A 19,225-nucleotide genomic window follows, 5' to 3' on the forward strand; every position below is an offset into this window, starting at 1 on the left:
CCCGGCCGGGGATGGCACCGGACGATCGGTAAAGGTCAGCGCGCCTTCTTGGTGGCGCGCTTGCGCGGCGGGGTCAGCAGATCGGCGATCGTGGCGATCGCCGTCGGCACCAGCCGGTAGTAGGCCCAGACACCGCGCTTCTCCCGCTCCAGCAAGCCGGCCTCGGTGAGGATACGCAGGTGGTGACTGACCGTCGGCTGCGAGAGGCCGAGGGGTGCGGTCAGGTCACACACGCACGCCTCGCCCTCGGGCGCCGACTGGATCAGGCTGAGCAGCCGAAGTCGAGCGGGGTCGGCGAGGGCCTTGAGGACCCCCGCGAGACGCTCGGCATCGGCACGTTCGATCGGCTCGCCGGCAAGCGGCGAGATCTGAGGCATAGTCATTTCAGCCAACGCAGTTCCCACGTATTCCATCCTTCCACCAGCAGCATCGATCCGCCTGCATATCGGCGGATCCGAATCGGCAGACTTTTACGCCACAAGGCCGAGGTCAGCCAACGTATAGGCCGCCCGATACGGCAGTCCGGCGGCTCTCACCGCGTCGCCGGCGCCTCGATCAACAATAACCGCCACACCCACGATCTCGGCCCCTACCTCGCGAAGGGCCTCGACCGCCGTCAACACACTTCCCCCGGTGGTGGAGGTGTCCTCCACCGCCAACACCCGCCGGCCCGCCACGTCCGGCCCTTCGATCCGACGCTGGAGCCCGTGCGTCTTGCCTGTCTTGCGAACCACGAACGCGTCCAGCGGGCGGCCTGTCCCGGACGCGGCGTGCACCATCGACAGCGCCACCGGGTCGGCGCCGAGGGTCAACCCGCCCACCGCTTCGTATTCCCAGTCGGCCGTCAGGTCACGCATCACGCGCCCCACCAACGGAGCGGCCTCGTGATGGAGCGTGACGCGACGTAGATCGACGTACCAGTCGGCCTCGCGACCTGAGGAGAGCACCACCCGGCCGTGGACCACCGCCAGGTCAGTGATGAATTTACGCAGGTCGTCGTGGTCCCCCATGCCGATAGAGGGTACTGCTCAAGTCTGGGAGTCGTGTGTGGGGTCCACCCGGATCAGCCCTGGGGACGACCGACGGGTGGCGATGCCCGGCTACGCTGAGCGACCGTTCAGCCGGGCAAAGCGGGCAATCGACGAGGGTCGACGGGGTGAGCCGGCCCCGATCGGGCACTCAGCCCGCGTCGCGGCCGATCCGGCCCCGGGTGTCCCGGGACACCCGCTCCAGCAGCCGCCGGGGCGCGTGCCGCAGGCCCGCCACGGCGAGCTTGTACTTCCACGCTGGAACGCTGACCAGCTTGCCTTTCCGCAGGTCACGCAGTGCTTCGTCGACCACGTCGTCGGCCCGCAGCCACATCCACTCCGGCGTCTTCGACATGTTGATGCCGGCGCGCTCGTGGAACTCCGTACGGGTGTAGCCGGGGCAGAGCGCCATCACGCGCACGCCGAAGGGCCGGGCGGACTGGCCGACGGACTCGCTGAAGTTGGTGACCCACGCCTTGCTGGCGGAGTATGTCGATCCCGGCATGACCGCGCCGAACCCCGCAACCGAAGAGACATTTATCACTGCCCCGGAGCGCCGCTCGGTCATCGGACGCAGGGCGGCGAGGGTCAGCCGCATCACGGCGTGCACGTTGAGCCGCAGCAGCCGCGCTTCGTCCTCGGCGGACGACCGCAGGAACGGGGTGTTCAGGCTGATCCCGGCGTTGTTGACGAGCAACTCGACCGGCGGCCCCTCGGCCAGCCGCCGCTCCACCGTCGCGCAACCGTCGTCGGTGGACAGGTCGGCCGGGAGCGTCTCGACCTCCCGGCCGTGCCGCCCGGTCAGCTCGGCGGCCGTCGTGGCCAGCCGGGCCGCGTCCCGGGCCACCAGCACCAGGTGCCAGCCGTCGGCGGCCAGCCGTCGGGCGAAGGCGGCGCCGATGCCGGCGGTCGCTCCGGTGATGAGGGCCCGCCGCTCGCTGGTCGACTGGTCGAGCGTCACGGGCGGTCCTCACCTCGGCTGGTGCGGGGGCGCGGGCGGCGCCCAGGGCGGCTGGTGCGGGGGCTGAGCGGGTGGCGGCGCGGGGGACGCGGGAGGGTGGTGCGGGGTGGACGGCGCGGGCCGCCGGCGGAACCAGGCGCCCGCCGCCGGCAGTGCCAGCAGCACGGCTACCACAAGGTAACCGAGCACCTGGCCGACGGAAAGCCCCGCGCCCAGGGGGATCCACCAGGACGGGTAGGCGCCGGCGAGGATGCCGAAGAGCTCCGCCGTCGCCCGGTCGTCCTCACCCGACCCGAGCGGGGTGGCACGCTGCCCGACCAGCAGCGCCAGCCCGCAGCACCCGGCGATCAGCCCCAGCCCCGAGACCACCCAGGTCGCGGTGCGGGCGCCGTCCCGCCCGGCCCGCAGGCCGAGGGCGAGACCGCCGAGGAGCAGCCCGGCGAGCAGGCTCACCACCGCCGTCAGCACGGTGGACACGCCCAGCAGGGTGACCATCCGGTCGATCTGGTCCGGTCGCGCCGAGGTGCCGTCGGCGGCGGCGCGGAACCGGTCGACGGTGCCGCCCCGCGTCGCCACACCGGCGGCGGCGTACGCGAGGGCGACGACCGCCATCAGCGCCAGCACCGCCACGGCCGCCGTGACCACGGCCGGGCGGCGGGCCGGTGCCCTATCGGGGTACGACACGACGGGTCCCTCCGGTAGGCGTCGGGTTGCAACCTACTCGGAGGGACCGTCGGCGTCGCTGTCGTCGACCGGTCAACTCACCGGCGGGGTCGGGCCCGGACGGTCCGACCCGGGCTGCTCGCCACCCGGGTTCGACCCCGGCTGGCCCCCGCCGTAGGGAGCGGACGGCGGCTGGCTGCCCGGGGCCGGCGGGTAGCCCGGCTGGTCGGGGGCCTGCGGCTGCCCCGGCGTCGACGGATACCCCGGCGTGGGCGGGTAGCCGGGCTGGCCGGCCTGGCCGGTCTGCGGGTAGCCGGGCTGGCCGGTCTGCGGGTAGGACGCACCCGGGACCGGCGGCTCCCACGCCTGCTTCGGCTTGCGGAAGAACTCGTTGGCCTTCGGCAGCGCCAGCAGGATCAGCGCGGCGAGCAGCGCGAGCAGTCCGAGCACGCTGAGCAGCGTGGTGACCGGGTTGAACCAGCTGGGCAGCGCCTCGTCGAGACGACGCTGGATCTCCTCCGGGCTCGGCCCGTCGCCGGTCGTCTGACCGGTGCCCATGCCGCCGCCCAGGCCGCTGGCCAGCCCGCCGCCCGTGCAGCAGACCATGATGCCGCCGAGCACCCAGGTGGTGATCCGCGACCCGTTGCTGCCCCGGTTGTTGAACACCCCGAGCACGGCCAGCACGACCGCGATCAGCAGCACGAAGGCGGCGCCACCGATGGTGATCATCGTGGTGATGTCCGCCAGGTTCTGCGTGCCGTTGGCGGCGGTGCCCCGGTACGCGTCGTCGAGCACCTCCGAGATGGTGCCGACGGTGGCGAGCGTGATGATGAGGCCGATCAGCTGGGTGAGCGCGAACAGCCACAGCAGATACGTGGAAATGGTCACCACACCCGGCCGGGTGCGGGCCGGCGTGTTGTGGGAATCGACCATGATTCTCCTTCCCTAGATCGCGGTCACACCGTATCCAGGTCGAGCCACTCGGGCACGTCAGACGGACACCGACCCGCCGGACAGCCGGCGATCGGCGGGCCGCGGACGGCGCCTCAGTAGCCGCGCCACTCCGCGCGGGCGTACTCCAGCACGCGGGGCTGGAGCAGGGTGGAGGCCGGCACGTCCACCCGGCGGCGGTCGGCGGGGAAGGACCCGGCGGCGGAGAGCGTCGCCACGTCGAGGAAGCGCAGCGCGGGCGCGTCCGGCGGCAGGGCCAGGGTGGGCGCGGTCGGGCCGGGGGCGGCCAGCAGGAAACCCCAGTCGCCGAAGGACGGCACGTCCACGTGGTACGGCGTGGTGGCGAAGCCCGCCTCGCGCAGCGACGCCTCGATCGACCAGTACGACCGGGGCGCGAAGTACGGCGAGCCGGACTGCACGACCAGCCGGCCGCCCTCGGCGAGCACCGCCCGCACCAGCGCGTAGAACTCGACCGTGTAGAGCTTGGCGGTGGCCGTCTCGTCCGGGTCGGGCAGGTCGGCCACCACCGCGTCGAACCGGTCGGCGGCGGTACGCAGCCAGGAGAACGCGTCGGCGTGCACCACCCGCACCCGGGGATCGTCGAGCGCTCCGCCGTTGAGCCGGCGCAGCTGCGGCTCGCTGCGTGCCAGCGCCACCACCGCCGGGTCCAGGTCCACCACCGTGATCCGCCGGACGTCCGGGTAGCGCAGCAGCTCGCGTACGGCGAGGCCGTCCCCGGCACCGAGCACCAGCACCTCGCCACGCGGGCCGTTCAGCACCGGATGCACCAGCGCCTCGTGGTAGCGGTACTCGTCGACGGAGCTGAACTGGAGGTCGCCGTTGAGGAAGAGCCGCAGGTCGGTGCCGGCGCGGCCGGTCTCGGCGACCGAGCGGGTGAGCACGATCTCCTGGTACCGGCTGCGCTCGGCGTGCACCACCGGATCCCGGTAGAGCTGCTGGCGGGCGGTCAGCTCGAAGTCGTGCGCGGTCACCCACGCGTACCCGAGGCTGAGGAAGACCACGACGCTGCCGGCGCCGAGCGCGACGCGGGCCCGGCGGCTCAGCTCCCGGCGGAAGACCGTGCAGACCAGCGCGAGGCCGGCGACGGCGTTCACCGCGCCGACCACCAACGCCCCCTTGAGCTGGCCGAAGACCGGCAGCAGCAGGAACGGGAAGGCCAGCCCGCCGAGCAGCGCGCCGACGTAGTCGGCGGCGAACAGGTCGGCCACCGCGCTGCCGGCGGCCTGTTCCCGGATGCGTTGCAGCAGCACCATCAGCAGCGGGATCTCCGCGCCGATCAGCAGACCGAGCACGAAGGCGGTGCCGATCAGCGCCGGGCCGTAGAGGTCCAGCCACGCGAAGGCCGCGTAGAGGCCGAGCACGGAGAGGCCACCGAGCAGGGCCAGGGCCAGCTCGATCGCCGCGAACGCGGCGGCGGCCCGGGGCTGCAACGGCTTGGCGGCGAGCGCGCCGACGCCCATCGCGAACACCATCACGCCGAGCACGATCGACGCCTGCCCGACCGTGTCCCCGATCAGGTAGCTGCCCAGGGCGACCAGGGCCAGCTCGTAGACCAGGCCGCAGGCGGCGCAGACGAAGACCGCGACGAGCACCGCCGCGCGGGACAGCCGCCACCGCGCGGGTGCCGGCGCGTCGACGGTCACCGACCCTCCGGCGTACGCCCGGCGGCCCGGACGTCCTTCGTCCGCCCCTGCCCCGCGGCCTCCTTGCGGCGCTGGCGGCCGCGCTGCCAGAAGCCGACGGCGAACAGCAGCGCCGTGAACAGCAGCAGGCCGAACGCGGCGAGGAAGTAGCCCCAGCGGTCACGCCAGAGGTCGCTCCTGATTTCCGGCAGCGGCGACGGCTCGGCTGTCGCGGCTGCCGGGGTCGGAGCCGGCTCCACCACCCCCGCCTCGGCGGCGAGCAACGGCAGCGAGACGGCGGCCCGGGTGACGGCCCAGCCCGGCTCGTCGACGAAGGCGTCCTCGGTCAGCCCGAGCCGTTCCAGCCCGTTCTGCATCCGCAGGCGGGCCGTGGCGGAGACGTCGTCGGACGTCTCCACGGTGACGCGGGCGAAGTCGTTGCTCTCGCTGCTCTCCGAGGTGTAGGCGACCTGCGCGACCACCTGCACCCAGCGCGGGCAGGCGGCGTTCTCCTCGACCGCCACCCCGTCGCCGAGGTTCGACCCGACGCTGAGGTCGGTGTACCTGTAGAAGTCTCGGAGCACCCAGCCGTAGCAGATGCCCTGGCTGTCGCTGGAGCGTTGGAGGATGGGCACGGTGTCGCCGCGTTCCTGCGCCGTCGGGGGCAGCACGTCGTCGCCTCCGTCGTCGCCGTTGACCACGCCGATCCCCACGCAGCACAGGAAGAGCCCGGCGAAGACCACCCAGATGATCCAGGTGCCGCTCTTGGTCGCGCTTCCGCCCGCGGGTGGCTGCCCGGCGGGCTTCTTCGCCGTGGCCATCAGCTGATCGCGGCGGCGATGATCGCGCCGGTGGCGAGGTGCACGACGGCGGAGACCCAGACCGCCGGGTGCGGCTGCTGGTCGACGAGGATCTCGCCGAGCTTGCCCGGCGTCGCCACGTCGAGCAGCACGAAGGCCGCCGCCATGATGACCAGGCCGAGGATCCCGTACGCGGACGCGCCGACGATGCCGAGCGCGAAGTCGTCGTCGCTGGCGGCGATCGCGGCGACCACGATGATGCCGACGCCGGCCAGGTTCGAGGCGAGCAGCAGCGCCGCGTTGCGGTTGCGCTCGGTCCAGATGAGCTGGTTGAGCCGGCCGGGGGTGGCGAGGTCCACCAGGACGTAGCCGATGCCCATCAGCAGGACGCCGACCGCCCCGTAGGCGAGGGTGACCAGCAGATCGGTGACGAGGGTCTGCACAGGAGGCTCCAGGTTGAGGGGGGTCGGTGCGTCACTTGCCGCTGCCGGGGCCGCCGCCCCGGACGGTGCTGCCACGGCCCCAGCCCCAGTGGGAGCCGACCGTGGAGTGGTAGCGGGGGTAGGCGGTGCTCATGCGCTCCAGCAGGATCACCGAGCCGGCGGCGATCGGCAGGATCACCACGGAGTCGTCGTCGTAGCGCAGGTAGACGCCGCTGCCGTCGACGTACTGGTCGGCCGGCTGCCACGCGTCGGTGACCTCCTTCGCCACCTGGCTCGGCGACCGGGTCGAGGTGTAGGCGACGGCGGCCCCGGCGATGTCCCGGCTCGCCGCCCGCTTGTACTTGTCCTCCACGTAGCCGCGCGGGGAGAAGCTGCCGTAGAAGATGGCGAAGGCGGCGACCAGGGCGCCGATGACGGCGAACGCCACCCCCACCACGAACCAGCGTCGGTACGTCATCGCAGTGCCACCACCGTCTCGGTCAGGACCAGCTCGTTGGTCTGGGGATACGCGTGCCAGGTGCGCCAGGCGAGGGTGCCGGCCGGCGGATCGGGGCGGACCGCCAGCGCGGTCACCGCGTCGGCGTCGCCGGGGAACACGCCCACCAGGGCGTACGGGTCGTCGGCCAGGTCGGCCCGGAGCGCGGCGACCTGTTCGCTGAGCCCGGTGCCGGCGGGCCGCAGCACCGTCGCGGTGAAGTGGTAGCCGCTCGCCTCGTCCCGCACCGCCGGCGGCAGCTCGGGCGGGCGGCCGGGCAGGCAGGCGACCGTCTCGGTCAGCGTGCCGCCGGGCGCGTGCAGGACCACCTGGTGCGAGGCGCCGAGCAGCCGCAGCCGCAGCCGGACGTCGCCGGGCAGGTCGAGGTCGAGCACGTGCAGCGCGGGCCGCTCGACGTCGTCGAGCGCGAGGCTGAGGTCGGCGGCGCTGGTGTCGACGTACGGGGCGTCGAGGGTGACGAGCATCAGGCCACCTCGGTCTGTGGGTAGATCATCACGTCGCCGCGGTGCAGCAGCTCACCGAGCGCCACCTCCCAGCCCGCCTCGCCGTACGCCTCGAAGGAGAGCCGGGCCCCGCCGGGCGCCTGGTAGTCGTGGTACCGCATGGTGCCGGTCGGGTCGAGACCGGTGTTGCCGACGGCGGTGTAGCGGGCCTGGCCGGACTCGTTCCAGTTGTAGCGGCGGCCGGCGAAGTCGATGGTCGGGGCGCCGGGGGTGACGGTGGCGCCCCGCTCGGCCCCCCAGAGCACCAGCTCCAGCTCCGGGTCCTCCTCGACGGAGAGCCAGCGCCGCACGCCGGCGGCGTCGTCGAGCAGGTGCTCGGCCCAGCTCCAGCCGCCCTCGACCAGGCGGATCGAGCCGCGCACCGCGTACGACACGCCCCGGATCTCGACGATGTCGCCGGGCTTCAGGCGGCGCGGGTCGCCGCGCAGCGCGTCGGCGTCCCGGTCCCGCAGCGGGTCGCCCGGTCCCTTGGCCCGTTGCTGCGGGCGGGAACGCGTCCGGTTCCAGGCCACCACGGCCACGACCAGACCCGCCACTCCGACCAGACAGCCCATCGCCGCCAGCACGTATGCGATCGTCCCGCTCATCCCGACCACCTCCCCAGGTACGTCGGCGGAGACGGTAACAACCCCGCGCACCTGGGGAAACATGCTGTCGCTTGAGTGAGGGAACAGTCACCCTGCGTGCCTCCGCCGGGACCGTCCCCGGTGCGCCCCCGGCCCCGTTCCCGAGCGCCGGGGGTCAGCCTCGGGAGAGGTGCTCGGTGGCGTACTCGCGCAACGTGGTGCGGCCCATGAAGCAGCCGGTGAAGGTGCCGAACTCGGCCGGGTCGTCGCGCAGCGCCGTCCAGGCGGCCCGGCCGGCGGTCGGGTCGGCGCGCTCCAGCAGCGTGGCGGCGTAGACGCGGCCGGCCGGGGTGGCCTCGGTGAGCAGCCGGTCGAGCTGCCCGCGTACGCCCTCGGGGTCCTCCGCGAGCGCCGCCTCCACCCGCCGGTACGCCTCGGTCACCGGCAGCAGCGTGCCGGCGATCCCCACCCCGCCGAACGCCACCGTGTCGGCCTGCCGCAGCTCGTCGAGGGCCGCCTCGACCTCCCGGTCCCGCTTCTTCCCGATCCCGAACATGCCCCTGTTCCTTCCCCGCCGCGCCCCCGCCCACCCTGTCGATCAAGAGGTTTGCGTCCTCGGCGGGGTGCTGCCGAGACGCAAACCTCTTGATCGTCGCGGATCCGCCCCGGTCGGCGACGCCGGCCGGGGCGGGGCGGGCCCCGGGAGGGGTCAGGCCGTCGAGACCGTCAGGGAGTCCCTGGTGTCCGCCAGGTCGACCCTGACCGTGTCGCCGTCGCGGATCTGGCCCGACAGGAGCGCCTTGGCGAGCTGGTCGCCGATCGCCGTCTGGACCAGACGGCGCAGCGGGCGGGCGCCGTAGATCGGGTCGTAGCCGTGCTCGGCGAGCCAGACCCGGGCCGGCTCGGTGATCTCCAGGCCGAGGCGACGGTCGGCGAGACGCCTGCGCATCCGCGTCAGCTGGATGTCGACGATGGCCCGCAGGTCGTCCCCGCGCAGCGCGGCGAAGACCACGATGTCGTCGAGGCGGTTGAGGAACTCCGGCTTGAAGTGCGAGCGGACCACCGCGAGCACGCCCTCCCGGCGCTGCTCCTCGGCCAGCGTCAGGTCGCCGATCACCGACGACCCCAGGTTGGAGGTGAGGATCAGGATGGCGTTGCGGAAGTCGACCGTGCGGCCCTGCCCGTCGGTGAGCCGGCCGTCGTCGAGCACCTGGAGCAGGATGTCGAAGACGTCCGGGTGGGCCTTCTCGACCTCGTCGAGCAGGATCACCGAGTACGGCCGGCGCCGCACCGCCTCGGTGAGCTGGCCGCCCTCCTCGTAGCCGACGTATCCGGGCGGGGCGCCGACCAGTCGGGCGACGGAGTGCTTCTCGCCGTACTCGCTCATGTCGATGCGGACCATGGCCCGCTCGTCGTCGAAGAGGAACTCGGCGAGCGCCTTGGCCAGCTCGGTCTTGCCGACGCCGGTCGGGCCGAGGAAGAGGAAGCTGCCGGTCGGGCGGTCGGGGTCGGCGACGCCGGCCCGGGCGCGGCGGACCGCGTCGGAGACGGAGCCGACCGCCTCGGCCTGACCGACCACGCGGGCGCCGAGCGACTCCTCCATCCGCAGCAGCTTGGCGGTCTCGCCCTCCAGCAGCCGGCCGGCGGGGATGCCGGTCCAGGAGGCGACCACGGCGGCGATGTCGTCCGCGCCGACCTCCTCCTTGAGCATCGCGCCCTCGGCCTGGAGCCGGGCCAGCTCCTCCTCGGCCTGCTTCAGTTCGGCCTTGAGGGCGGGAATCCGGCCGTAGCGCAGCTCGGCGGCCCGCTCCAGCTCGCCGTCGCGCTCGGCCCGCTCGGCCTCGCCGCCGAGCCGCTCCAGCTCCTCCTTGGCGGTGGAGAGCTTGGTGATGTGGCTCTTCTCCAGCTGCCAGCGCTCCGACAGGACGGTGAGCTGCTCGCGCTTGTCGGCCAGCTCCTTGCGCAGCCGCTCCAGCCGCTCGGCGGAGGCGGCGTCCGGCTCCTTGGCCAGCGCCATCTCCTCGATCTCCAGCCGGCGCACCGCCCGCTCGATCTCGTCCACCTCGACCGGCCGGGAGTCGATCTCCATCCGGAGCCGGGACGCGGACTCGTCGACCAGGTCGATCGCCTTGTCCGGCAGGAACCGGTCGGTGATGTAGCGGTCCGAGAGCGAGGCGGCGGCGACCAGGGCGGCGTCGGTGATCCGTACGCCGTGGTGCACCTCGTAGCGTTCCTTCAGGCCGCGCAGGATGCCGATGGTGTCCTCGATGGTCGGCTCGCCGACCAGCACCGGCTGGAATCGGCGCTCCAGGGCCGGGTCCTTCTCGATGTGCTCGCGGTACTCGTCCAGCGTGGTCGCGCCGACCATCCGCAGCTCACCGCGGGCCAGCATCGGCTTGAGCATGTTGCCGGCGTCCATCGAGCCCTCGCCCTTGCCGGCGCCGACGACGGTGTGCAGCTCGTCGAGGAAGGTGATGACCTGGCCGTCGGAGTTCTTGATCTCCTCCAGGACGGACTTCAGCCGCTCCTCGAACTGGCCGCGGTACTGCGCGCCGGCGACCATCGCGCCGAGGTCGAGCGAGACGAGCTTCTTGTCCCGCAGCGACTCGGGTACGTCGCCGGCGACGATCCGCTGGGCCAGGCCCTCCACGATGGCGGTCTTGCCGACGCCCGGCTCACCGATGAGCACCGGGTTGTTCTTGGTACGCCGGGACAGCACCTGGATCACCCGGCGGATCTCCGAGTCCCGGCCGATGACCGGGTCGATCTTGCCGTCGCGGGCGCTGGCGGTCAGGTCCACGCCGTACTTCGCCAGGGCCTGGTAGGTCTGCTCGGGGTCGGCGCTGGTGACCCGCCGGTCCCCGCCGCGCACCGACGGGAAGGCGGCGACGAGCGTCTCCTCGGTGGCACCGGCCGACTTCAGCGCGTTCGACACCGCGCCGCCCACCCGGGCCAGGCCGGCGAGCAGGTGCTCGGTGGAGGTGTACTCGTCGCCGAGCGGCCGGGCGATCTGCTCGGCGGCCCCGATGGCGTTGACGAACTCCCGGGCCAGGGTCGGCTCGGCGATGCTGGAGCCCCGCGCGGCGGGCAGGTTGTCGACCGAGCGCTGGGCGACCCGGCGCAGCTCGGCAGGGTCGGCCCCGACGGCGCGCAGCAGCCCGGCGGCGGTCGAACCGGCGGTGTCCAGCAGTGACAGCAGCAGGTGCCAGGGCTCCACGGTGGCGTGTCCGCGCTGGTTCGCCACCGCGACGGCACCGGTGATGGCCTCGCGGCTCTTGGTGGTGAGACGTTCCGTGTTCATGGGCTCCCCCGGATCGGCGTGTCCACTGGGAAGGACACAACCAGAGTTGAGCCTATTCCGCTCAACCCTGGCGACGTGAGCTGGATCACTTCTGTGCCCCCGCTCGACGGGGCGGGTACCGGCGTGCGGGCCCTGTCGAGCTGAATCGTCCACGACATCACGTACCGCCCGGGCAGTGACCCATCGTGGCGCGGTTCGTGGCGGACAAGCACTGACAGATCACTCAGCGACAGGCGACCGCCTGAAAAGATCCGCAGGTGACGGCGGGGAGTAGCCTGACCGCGTGCGCGTACGTGTCGAACAGACCGCCCTGCCCGGCATCGGGGTCCGTCACGATCTGCTGACGGAATCCGGCCGCCGCCTCGGCGTCGTCTCCCACCGCAATGGCCGCCGTGACCTCGTCCTGTACGACCCGGACGATCCCGACTCATGTCAGCACGACATACCGCTGACCGACGACGAGGCGGAGGCGCTCGCCGACATCCTCGGCGCGTCCCTGATGCTGGGCCAGCTCTCCGGGCTGCGCGACCAGGCCGCCGGGCTGCTCACCGAGCAGATCGCCATTCCGGCCGGGTCGAAGTACGTCAACCGGAAGCTCGGCGACACGCAGGCACGTTCCCGCACGAGCGCCTCGATCGTCGCGGTGCTGCGCCACGGCGAGGTGATCGCCTCGCCGGACCCGTCCTTCCGCTTCGCCGCCGGTGACGTGGTGGTCGTCGTCGGGACCCGCCAGGGCCTCGACGGAGTGACAGCCATCCTCGCCGACAGTGACCCGGACGGCTGAGGCGCGGATGCACCACACGACAACACTGCTCGTCGAAGTCGGCGCGCTGCTGTTCCTGCTCGGCCTGCTCGGTCGGCTGAGCCGCCGGATCGGCCTCTCGCCCATCCCCCTCTACCTGCTCGCCGGGCTCGCCTTCGGGCACGGCGGCCTGCTTCCCCTCGCCGCCAGCGAGGAGTTCTTCGCGGTCGGCGCCGAGATCGGCGTGATCCTGCTGCTGGTGATGCTCGGCCTGGAGTACTCGGCCAACGAGCTCGTCGGCAACCTGCGCGCCGCGGCCCCCGCCGGGCTGATCGACGGAGTGCTCAACGCGCTGCCGGGGGCGGCGTTCGCGCTGCTGCTCGGCTGGGACTGGGTCGCCGCCCTGGTGCTGGCTGGCATCACCTGGGTCTCCTCCTCGGGCGTCATCGCCAAGGTGCTCGCCGACCTCGGCCGCCTCGGTAACCGGGAGACGCCGGTGATCCTCTCGGTCCTGGTGATCGAGGACCTGGCCATGGCGTTGTACCTGCCCCTGCTGACGGCCGTGCTCGCCGGCACCGGCCTGCTCGGCGGCGGGATCGCGCTCGGCGTCGCGGTCGGCACCGTGCTCCTGGTGCTGGTGGTCGCCATCCGGTACGGCAACATCATCTCCACGGCCATGTCGGCGAAGGACCCGGAGGCGCTGCTGCTCGGCGTACTCGGGATGACCCTGCTCGTGGCCGGCATCGCGGCGAAGCTCCAGGTGTCGGCGGCGGTCGGGGCGTTCCTGGTCGGCATCGCCCTCTCCGGGCCGGTGGCGCACCACGCCACGGAACTGCTCACGCCGCTGCGGGACCTCTTCGCGGCGGTCTTCTTCGTCTTCTTCGGCCTGGTCACCGACCCCCGGGACATCCCGCCGGTGCTGCTGCCCGCGCTGGCGCTGGCCGTCGTCACCATGGGGACGAAGACCCTCACCGGCTACCTGGCGGCCCGCCGGGTCGGCATCGCCGAGCCCGGTCGATGGCGGGCCGGTCTGGCCCTCGTGCCACGGGGTGAGTTCTCCATCGTCATCGCGGGCCTCGCGGTGGCAGCCGGCAGCGTCGAGCCGAAACTGGCGGCGCTCGCGACGGCGTACGTGCTGATCACCGTGGTGACCGGGCCGATGCTGGCGCGGCTGCCCGACTTCGCGTGGTTCAAGCGCTGGCTGCGGCAGCGCGGCGCGGCCCAGCGGAGCCAGCCGGCACCCGTACCGGACTGACCGACGTCGGTCGAGGGCCGGATCGACCGTACGGTCGGTCGGCCCTCGGCCAACGGATGTCGAATTGCTCCCCACGGGTCTACCGCCGATCAGCGCTCCGGGTTACCGTTTCGCCCCAGCAGCCAGAGCTCGCGGTGGCCGAGGCCCCTGCGGACGAGAGCGGAAGGTTGGCCGTGAGCGTGCAGGAGTCGACGTTCCACGGCTTCGCCAACCCCGTCGACCCGACCCCCGCCGAGCTGCGGACGTGGGCCTACCAGCCGGACTCCGTACCGCTGACCTCGATGCCGCCGGACTGGGACCTGCTGGTCTCCGGCGACCGGCTGGTGGCGGTGCTCTTCGACCTGGCGATGGATTCGGCCTGCCCGGCGCGCCGGTTCGCGCTGCACTGCCTCTACATCTACGCCGCCGACGGCATCCGGACGAACTTCCGTGCCCACCCGAAGCGGCGCTTCCGCAAGCTGGTCGAGCAGGCCGAGCGCAACGGCGACGACCTGATGCGCACCTGGGCGTACAACAGCCGGGCACTGCTGGCCCGCCCGGAACTCTTCGTCTACCGGGACTGGTGCGAGGGCGGCCTGGTCCGGGAGAACCGCCGCATCGCCTGAGCGCGGCGCGCGCCCTGGCCTCTGGCGTCCCGGCCCGCACCCACCGACGACGAACGGGCCGGGACCCCCGCCCCGACCCCTGGCGTCCCGGCCCGCACCCACCGACGACGAACGGGCCGGGACCCCCCGTGGGTCCCGGCCCGCACGTCGGCGGATCGTCAGTGTTCCGATCCGCCCTGCTTGTGGCGTCTCGCCGCGTCGCGTCCCCGGTCGGTGCCGTCGTCGGGCTGGTCGGCGGACGTGCCGTTCTTGATCTTGTCGGTGAGGCGACCCTCGGTGACCCGGTCGAACCTCTCCCGGACGTTCTTCGCCACCTCTTCGAGCCGTTCCTCCGTCTGCTGGGCAACCTTCCTCGCCGCTTCCGCCATGGCTCCCCCTGCCAGTGGAGTCCGGATTGAGCTGGTTGGACCTGATTCGCAGGTTAGCGGATCCGCTGCCACCCCCGCTGACAAACCGCGCTCCGGTGGAACACCATGGGTGTCACCAGCCGTGGATGACACCCGTGGTGTTCCACCGACGGGCCAGGCGGGGACGGCAGACGACCGTGTCCGGCCGCGGGAGGGCAGCAGGGCGGGGGACGGCGGAGACGACCGCGCCCGGCCGCGGGAGGGCGGCCGGGCGCGGTGAGGTGTCGTCAGCGCTCGGGGCCCCGGCGGGGACGCCAGACCACCAGCGCGGTGGAGGTGCGGTTGGTCGGCACCAGGTCGCTGCCCGGGAAGCGGGCCAGCGCCTCCAGCTCGGCGATCCGGCGGTACGCGGCGTCCAGCTCCGCCTCCAGCCGGGCCACCCGCTGCTGCGCCTGCTCCAGCAGCCGCTCCAGTCCGATGATCCGCTTGACCCCGGCCAGGTTGATGCCGTCGTCCTGGCTGAGCCGCTGCACCTCGCGCAGCAGCACCACGTCGCGGACGCTGTAGCGGCGCCCGCCGCCGGCGGCCCGGCCCGGCTGGACCAGGCCCAACCGGTCGTACTGGCGCAGGGTCTGGGGGTGCATCCCCGCCATCCGCGCCGCCACCGAGATCATCAGCACCTTGGCCTCGTAGGCAGGGTCACCCGAGCCGACGAACTCGTCCGACATCCCGCTCACCTCCGCGTGCACTCCACCGAGCCGACTGAACACCGGGTCAACTGAATCGACGTACCCGCGCCTCGAGATGTTCCCGGGCGGCCGGCGGGGTCTGCGCGGCGAAGGTCTCCAGCGCCGCACGCGCCTCGTCGGACACCCGCGCGGGCACCACCACGTCGAGCGTCACCAACAGGTCGCCCGCCTGACCGTCACGGCGGACCACCCCCTTGCCCCGGGCCCGCAGGATCCGGCCGCTCGGCGTGCCCGGTGGCACCCGCAGGGTCACCGCGCCGTCGAGGGTGGGCACCCGCAGGTCCGTGCCGAGCACGGCCTCCGCGAACGTGACCGGCACCGTCAGCGTGAGGTCGTCGCCGGTACGCCCGAACAGCTCGTCCGGCCGCACCTTGACGTGCACGAAGAGGTCGCCGGCCGGCCCGCCCCGCGCGCCGGGCTCGCCCCGCCCGGCCAGCCGGATCTTCTGCCCGTCCGCCACCCCCGCCGGGAAGCGGACGTTCAGCGTGCGGGTCTTGGTGACCCCGCCGGTGCCCTGGCACTCGGGGCACTTCTCCTCCACGACCGTGCCCACGCCCTGGCAGTTGCGGCACGGCTCCGAGAAGCTGAACGACCCCTGGTTGCGGTTGGTCACCCCGGCCCCGTGGCACACCGGGCAGGTGCGCGGCTGGGTGCCGGGCTTGGCTCCGTTGCCGTGGCAGGTGTCGCAGACTCCCGGGGCGCGCAGGGTCAGCGGGAGCGTCACCCCGCGTACGGCGTCGTCGAAGTCGAGGGCCACCTCGGCCTCGACGTCCCGCCCCCGGGCCGGGCCACGGGCCGCTGCCGGACCGGCGGGACCACCGGCGCCGCCCGAGAAGATCGAACTGAACAGGTCCTGGAAGCCGGCCCCGCCGAAGCGGCGGTCACCGGCCCCGCCGGTCGCGCCGCCGAACAGGTCGGAGACGTCGAACGGCACGCCGCCGGGCTGGCCGGCGCCACGGGCCCCGCGCCGGAACGCCCCCGAACCGAACAGCGACCGCAGTTCGTCGTACTCCCGCCGCTTGGCGTCGTCGCCGAGCACGGCGTACGCCTCGGAGGCGGCCTTGAAACGCTCCTCGGCCTTCGGGTCGCCGGGGTTGTGGTCCGGGTGCGAATCCCGGGCCAGCTTCCGGTACGCCTTCTTGACGTCGTCGGCGGAGGCGGCCTTGTCCACGCCCAGCACGGCGTAGAAGTCCTTCTCGATCCAGTCCTTGGAACTCACCGGTCCACCCCCTTCCCTAGCTGGGGACCGACCGTCCCGCCCGCCCTCTGCGGGCGGGCGGGACGGTCCGGTCGTCGTTCCGCACTACTCCGGGTCGGCGACCGCGACCATCGCGGGCCGCAACAGCCGCTCACCGACCTGGTAGCCCCGGCGCATCACCTGTACGCAGGTGGGCTCGGTGACGTCGGCCGAGGTCTGGTGGGCTACCGCCTCGTGCCGGGTCGGGTCGAACGGGTCGCCCTGCTCACCGAACGGGGTCAGCCCGAACTTGCCGAGCGCCGTGGTGAGCTGTTCGGCCACGGTGCCGAACGGCCCGACCAGGTCGCCGTGCTCGCGGGCCCGGTCCAGGTCGTCGAGGATCGGCAGCAGCGCGGCGAGCACCGCGCCGGTCGCCTGCTCGGTGACCAGGCCCTTGTCCCGGTCGACCCGCTTGCGGTAGTTGGCGTACTCCGCCGTCACCCGCTGGAGGTCCCGGGTCCGCTCGTCGAGATCCTTGCGCAGCGCCTCGAGTTCGGCGCCGAACGCGGTCCCGCCACCGTCGACCGGCTGCGCCGGGGCGTCGACCACCGGCGGGCCGACCACCTCGGCCGCCTCGACCTCGATCTCGTCGACGACGACCTCGGCCTCCTCGACCAGGCCCTCGGCCGGGGCGTCCGAACCGGCGTCGGCGGCGGCCGGCTCGGACGTCTCGCTGATCTTGCGGTTGTTACGGATGACGACCCGCGGCCCGTCGCCGGCCTGCTCGGCGGGCGCGGAGCCACCCGGCGCCGACCCGGTCGCACCCGGGTCGGCAGCTCGTGGCTTCTCCGTCATGGGGCTACCTCATCCCTCTGCCGTGGTTCCGTGTCCGGGGACGAACCGTCACTTCTTGTCCTTGTCCTCGTCCACGATCTCCGCGTCGACCACGTCGTCCGCGCCACCGGCGGGGCCGCCGGCCTGCGGGCCACCGGTCGCCCCGGCGCCGGCGGCACCCGCCGCACCCGGGCCGGCCTCGCCCGGCTGCTCGCCCTGCTGGTTGTAGAGCAGCGAGCCGGCCTGCTGGGAGACCTGCGCCAGCTTCTCGTGCGCCGACTTGATCTTCTCGATGTCCTGGCCGCCGAGCGCGCCGCGCAGCTCGCCGAGCGCCTCGTTGATCTGGTCACGGGACTCCGACGGCAGCTTGTCGCCGCTCTCGGCCAGGAACTTCTCGGTCTGCCACTGAAGCGCCTCGGCCAGGTTGCGGGTCTCGGCCTCCTCGCGGCGACGCTTGTCGTCCTCGGCGTGCTCCTCGGCGTCGCGGCGCATCCGCTCGATGTCGTCCTTCGGCAGCGAGGAACCGCCGGTGATCGTCATCTTCTGTTCCTTGCCGGTGCCGAGGTCCTTGGCGTGGACGTTGACGATGCCGTTGGCGTCGATGTCGAAGGTGACCTCGATCTGCGGCACGCCGCGCGGCGCCGGCGGGAGGCCGGTCAGCTCGAAGGTGCCGAGCTTCTTGTTGTAGGCCGCGATCTCCCGCTCGCCCTGGAACACCTGGATCAGCACCGACGGCTGGTTGTCGTCCGCCGTGGTGAAGACCTCGGAGCGCTTGGTCGGGATGGTGGTGTTGCGCTCGATCAGCTTGGTGAAGATGCCGCCCTTGGTCTCGATGCCCAGGCTCAGCGGGGTCACGTCGAGCAGCAGGACGTCCTTGACTTCGCCCTTGAGCACACCGGCCTGGAGGGCGGCGCCGACGGCGACGACCTCGTCCGGGTTGACGCCCTTGTTGGGCTCCTTGCCGGTGAGCTGCTTGACCAGGTCGGTCACGGCCGGCATCCGGGTCGAGCCGCCGACCATGATGACGTGCTCGACGTCGGAGACCCTGATGCCGGCGTCCTTGACGGCCTGCTCGAACGGGCCCTTGCAGCGGTCCAGCAGGTCCTGCGTCATCCGCTGGAACTCGGCCCGGCTGAGCGTCACGTCGAGGTGCAGCGGGCCCGCCGCGCCGGCGGTGATGTAGGGCAGGTTGATGTTGGTGGTGGTGGCGGCGGACAGCTCGATCTTGGCCTTCTCGGCCGCCTCGCGGAGCCGCTGGAGGGCCATCTTGTCCTGGCCCAGGTCGATGCCGTGCTCGCCGCGGAACGTCTTCACCAGGTGGTCGATGATCCGCTGGTCCCAGTCGTCGCCACCGAGGTTGTTGTCACCGCTGGTCGACTTGACCTCGACGACGCCCTCGGCCAGCTCCAGCAGCGACACGTCGAAGGTGCCGCCGCCGAGGTCGAAGACCAGGACGGTCTGCTCCTTGGAGCCCTTGTCCAGCCCGTACGCCAGGGCCGCCGCGGTCGGCTCGTTCACGATCCGCAGCACGTTGAAGCCGGCGATCTCGCCGGCCTCCTTGGTGGCCTGGCGCTGGCCGTCGTTGAAGTAGGCCGGGACGGTGATCACCGCGTCGGTGATCTGCTCGCCCAGGTACGCCTCGGCGTCCCGCTTGAGCTTCATCAGCGTGCGGGCCGAGATCTCCTGCGGGGTGTACTTCTTGCCGTCGATGTCGACGGACCAGTTGGTGCCGATCTCCCGCTTGACCGAGCGGATCGTCCGGTCCGGGTTGGTCACCGCCTGGCGCTTGGCGACCTCACCGACGAGCACCTCGCCGTTGCGGGCGAACGCGACGATCGACGGGGTCGTCCGCGAGCCCTCAGCGTTGGCGATGACGGTGGGCTCACCGCCCTCCAGGACGCTGACGCAGGAGTTCGTCGTGCCGAGGTCGATACCGACCGCACGTGCCATCTTCGCTTCCTCGCTTCATCACGTTGTGGGCAGGTGACGGGCGACGCCCGTCGAGCTGCCCGGCGGGCGTCGCCCGCAGCGACCCCACCACAAGTTGAGTGAACTTGACTCAATAGTGCCACGCCCCGCGAAATCGTCAAGTCGGGGTTGAGTCGACCCGACGCAACCCCAGGCGACCCGAGGCGACCCCAGGTTGGTACCGACCGGTTGT

Annotated in this window: 21 protein-coding genes; 3 read left to right on the forward strand and 18 right to left on the reverse strand. The window is 72.5% G+C overall.

Going from position 1 to position 19,225, the window contains the following annotated elements; genetic code table 11:
• Nucleotides 1-35: 35 nt before the first annotated feature.
• The 13 genes from AB0G13_RS06730 to clpB form a co-directional block, all read right to left on the reverse strand.
• Nucleotides 36-413: a metalloregulator ArsR/SmtB family transcription factor gene (locus AB0G13_RS06730; protein WP_007073957.1), complete on the reverse strand. Its 378-nt coding sequence runs from the start codon at nt 411-413 to the stop codon at nt 36-38.
• Between the two features lie 57 nt (nt 414-470).
• Nucleotides 471-1,010, reverse strand: coding sequence for an orotate phosphoribosyltransferase (locus tag AB0G13_RS06735; protein ID WP_357869918.1), 540 nt, complete (start codon nt 1,008-1,010; stop codon nt 471-473).
• Nucleotides 1,011-1,179: 169 nt separating this feature from the next.
• Nucleotides 1,180-1,989, reverse strand: coding sequence for an SDR family oxidoreductase (locus AB0G13_RS06740; protein ID WP_357869921.1), 810 nt, complete (start codon nt 1,987-1,989; stop codon nt 1,180-1,182).
• A 9-nt stretch (nt 1,990-1,998) separates the two neighbouring features.
• Complete coding sequence (locus AB0G13_RS06745; RefSeq protein WP_357869924.1) at nt 1,999-2,673, reverse strand: hypothetical protein; 675 nt, start codon at nt 2,671-2,673, stop codon at nt 1,999-2,001.
• A gap of 72 nt (nt 2,674-2,745) precedes the next feature.
• Nucleotides 2,746-3,585 (reverse strand): hypothetical protein, encoded by an 840-nt coding sequence (locus AB0G13_RS06750; RefSeq protein ID WP_357869927.1) that lies wholly within the window; start codon nt 3,583-3,585, stop codon nt 2,746-2,748.
• A gap of 113 nt (nt 3,586-3,698) precedes the next feature.
• Complete coding sequence (locus AB0G13_RS06755; protein WP_357869930.1) at nt 3,699-5,267, reverse strand: polyamine aminopropyltransferase; 1,569 nt, start codon at nt 5,265-5,267, stop codon at nt 3,699-3,701.
• A complete protein-coding gene (locus tag AB0G13_RS06760) occupies nt 5,264-6,067 on the reverse strand; it encodes a hypothetical protein (protein ID WP_357869933.1) in 804 nt (267 codons plus the stop codon). The genes AB0G13_RS06755 and AB0G13_RS06760 overlap by 4 nt, the downstream gene beginning before the upstream one ends.
• Nucleotides 6,067-6,489, reverse strand: a complete 423-nt coding sequence (locus tag AB0G13_RS06765) for a DUF350 domain-containing protein (protein ID WP_357869936.1) — start codon at nt 6,487-6,489, stop codon at nt 6,067-6,069. The genes AB0G13_RS06760 and AB0G13_RS06765 overlap by 1 nt, the downstream gene beginning before the upstream one ends.
• A 31-nt stretch (nt 6,490-6,520) precedes the next feature.
• Entirely contained in the window at nt 6,521-6,946 is a 426-nt protein-coding gene (locus AB0G13_RS06770) for a DUF4247 domain-containing protein (protein ID WP_357869939.1), read from the reverse strand.
• Nucleotides 6,943-7,449 (reverse strand): DUF2617 family protein, encoded by a 507-nt coding sequence (locus AB0G13_RS06775; protein ID WP_357869942.1) that lies wholly within the window; start codon nt 7,447-7,449, stop codon nt 6,943-6,945. Before AB0G13_RS06775 ends, AB0G13_RS06770 begins: the two co-directional genes overlap by 4 nt.
• Entirely contained in the window at nt 7,449-8,075 is a 627-nt protein-coding gene (locus AB0G13_RS06780; RefSeq protein ID WP_357869944.1) for a DUF4178 domain-containing protein, read from the reverse strand. The genes AB0G13_RS06775 and AB0G13_RS06780 overlap by 1 nt, the downstream gene beginning before the upstream one ends.
• Nucleotides 8,076-8,229: 154 nt before the next feature.
• Nucleotides 8,230-8,610 (reverse strand): hypothetical protein, encoded by a 381-nt coding sequence (locus AB0G13_RS06785; protein WP_357869947.1) that lies wholly within the window; start codon nt 8,608-8,610, stop codon nt 8,230-8,232.
• A gap of 153 nt (nt 8,611-8,763) precedes the next feature.
• Nucleotides 8,764-11,355, reverse strand: a complete 2,592-nt coding sequence (clpB, locus tag AB0G13_RS06790) for an ATP-dependent chaperone ClpB (protein WP_357869950.1) — start codon at nt 11,353-11,355, stop codon at nt 8,764-8,766.
• Nucleotides 11,356-11,638: 283 nt separating this feature from the next.
• Between clpB and AB0G13_RS06795 the strand changes: the two genes are divergently transcribed.
• From AB0G13_RS06795 to AB0G13_RS06805, 3 genes are all read left to right on the forward strand, one after another.
• A complete protein-coding gene (locus AB0G13_RS06795) occupies nt 11,639-12,139 on the forward strand; it encodes a TrkA C-terminal domain-containing protein (protein ID WP_311410086.1) in 501 nt (166 codons plus the stop codon).
• A 7-nt stretch (nt 12,140-12,146) separates the two neighbouring features.
• A complete protein-coding gene (locus AB0G13_RS06800; RefSeq protein ID WP_357870001.1) occupies nt 12,147-13,352 on the forward strand; it encodes a cation:proton antiporter in 1,206 nt (401 codons plus the stop codon).
• 173 nt (nt 13,353-13,525) lie between these two features.
• Entirely contained in the window at nt 13,526-13,957 is a 432-nt protein-coding gene (locus AB0G13_RS06805) for a hypothetical protein (RefSeq protein ID WP_357869953.1), read from the forward strand.
• Between the two features lie 158 nt (nt 13,958-14,115).
• Here the strand turns inward: AB0G13_RS06805 and AB0G13_RS06810 are convergent, their stop codons facing one another.
• From AB0G13_RS06810 to dnaK, 5 genes are all read right to left on the reverse strand, one after another.
• Nucleotides 14,116-14,325 carry a hypothetical protein gene (locus AB0G13_RS06810; protein ID WP_357869956.1) on the reverse strand — a complete coding sequence of 70 codons (210 nt, stop codon included), beginning with the start codon at nt 14,323-14,325 and terminating at the stop codon, nt 14,116-14,118.
• A gap of 266 nt (nt 14,326-14,591) precedes the next feature.
• Nucleotides 14,592-15,032, reverse strand: coding sequence for a helix-turn-helix transcriptional regulator (locus tag AB0G13_RS06815; protein WP_121399143.1), 441 nt, complete (start codon nt 15,030-15,032; stop codon nt 14,592-14,594).
• A gap of 46 nt (nt 15,033-15,078) precedes the next feature.
• Complete coding sequence (gene dnaJ / locus AB0G13_RS06820; protein ID WP_357869959.1) at nt 15,079-16,272, reverse strand: molecular chaperone DnaJ; 1,194 nt, start codon at nt 16,270-16,272, stop codon at nt 15,079-15,081.
• Between the two features lie 84 nt (nt 16,273-16,356).
• A complete protein-coding gene (grpE, locus tag AB0G13_RS06825) occupies nt 16,357-17,085 on the reverse strand; it encodes a nucleotide exchange factor GrpE (RefSeq protein WP_357869962.1) in 729 nt (242 codons plus the stop codon).
• Between the two features lie 48 nt (nt 17,086-17,133).
• A complete protein-coding gene (gene dnaK / locus AB0G13_RS06830; protein ID WP_357869965.1) occupies nt 17,134-19,014 on the reverse strand; it encodes a molecular chaperone DnaK in 1,881 nt (626 codons plus the stop codon).
• Nucleotides 19,015-19,225: the final 211 nt, after the last annotated feature.

The organism is Micromonospora sp. NPDC023633, assembly GCF_040640035.1.
Taxonomy (GTDB): domain Bacteria; phylum Actinomycetota; class Actinomycetes; order Mycobacteriales; family Micromonosporaceae; genus Micromonospora.

Excerpts from the sequence above, each read along its gene's own strand:
- AB0G13_RS06810 (WP_357869956.1), bottom strand. The coding sequence starts at position 14,325 with ATGGCGGAAGCGGCGAGGAAGGTTGCCCAGCAGACGGAGGAACGGCTC.
- dnaK (WP_357869965.1), bottom strand. The coding sequence starts at position 19,014 with ATGGCACGTGCGGTCGGTATCGACCTCGGCACGACGAACTCCTGCGTC.
- AB0G13_RS06775 (WP_357869942.1), bottom strand. The coding sequence starts at position 7,449 with ATGCTCGTCACCCTCGACGCCCCGTACGTCGACACCAGCGCCGCCGAC.
- AB0G13_RS06815 (WP_121399143.1), bottom strand. The coding sequence starts at position 15,032 with ATGTCGGACGAGTTCGTCGGCTCGGGTGACCCTGCCTACGAGGCCAAG.
- AB0G13_RS06770 (WP_357869939.1), bottom strand. The coding sequence starts at position 6,946 with ATGACGTACCGACGCTGGTTCGTGGTGGGGGTGGCGTTCGCCGTCATC.
- grpE (WP_357869962.1), bottom strand. The coding sequence starts at position 17,085 with ATGACGGAGAAGCCACGAGCTGCCGACCCGGGTGCGACCGGGTCGGCG.
- AB0G13_RS06735 (WP_357869918.1), bottom strand. The coding sequence starts at position 1,010 with ATGGGGGACCACGACGACCTGCGTAAATTCATCACTGACCTGGCGGTG.
- AB0G13_RS06730 (WP_007073957.1), bottom strand. The coding sequence starts at position 413 with ATGGAATACGTGGGAACTGCGTTGGCTGAAATGACTATGCCTCAGATC.
- AB0G13_RS06760 (WP_357869933.1), bottom strand. The coding sequence starts at position 6,067 with ATGGCCACGGCGAAGAAGCCCGCCGGGCAGCCACCCGCGGGCGGAAGC.
- AB0G13_RS06785 (WP_357869947.1), bottom strand. The coding sequence starts at position 8,610 with ATGTTCGGGATCGGGAAGAAGCGGGACCGGGAGGTCGAGGCGGCCCTC.
- AB0G13_RS06800 (WP_357870001.1), top strand. The coding sequence starts at position 12,147 with ATGCACCACACGACAACACTGCTCGTCGAAGTCGGCGCGCTGCTGTTC.
- AB0G13_RS06750 (WP_357869927.1), bottom strand. The coding sequence starts at position 3,585 with ATGGTCGATTCCCACAACACGCCGGCCCGCACCCGGCCGGGTGTGGTG.
- AB0G13_RS06780 (WP_357869944.1), bottom strand. The coding sequence starts at position 8,075 with ATGAGCGGGACGATCGCATACGTGCTGGCGGCGATGGGCTGTCTGGTC.
- clpB (WP_357869950.1), bottom strand. The coding sequence starts at position 11,355 with ATGAACACGGAACGTCTCACCACCAAGAGCCGCGAGGCCATCACCGGT.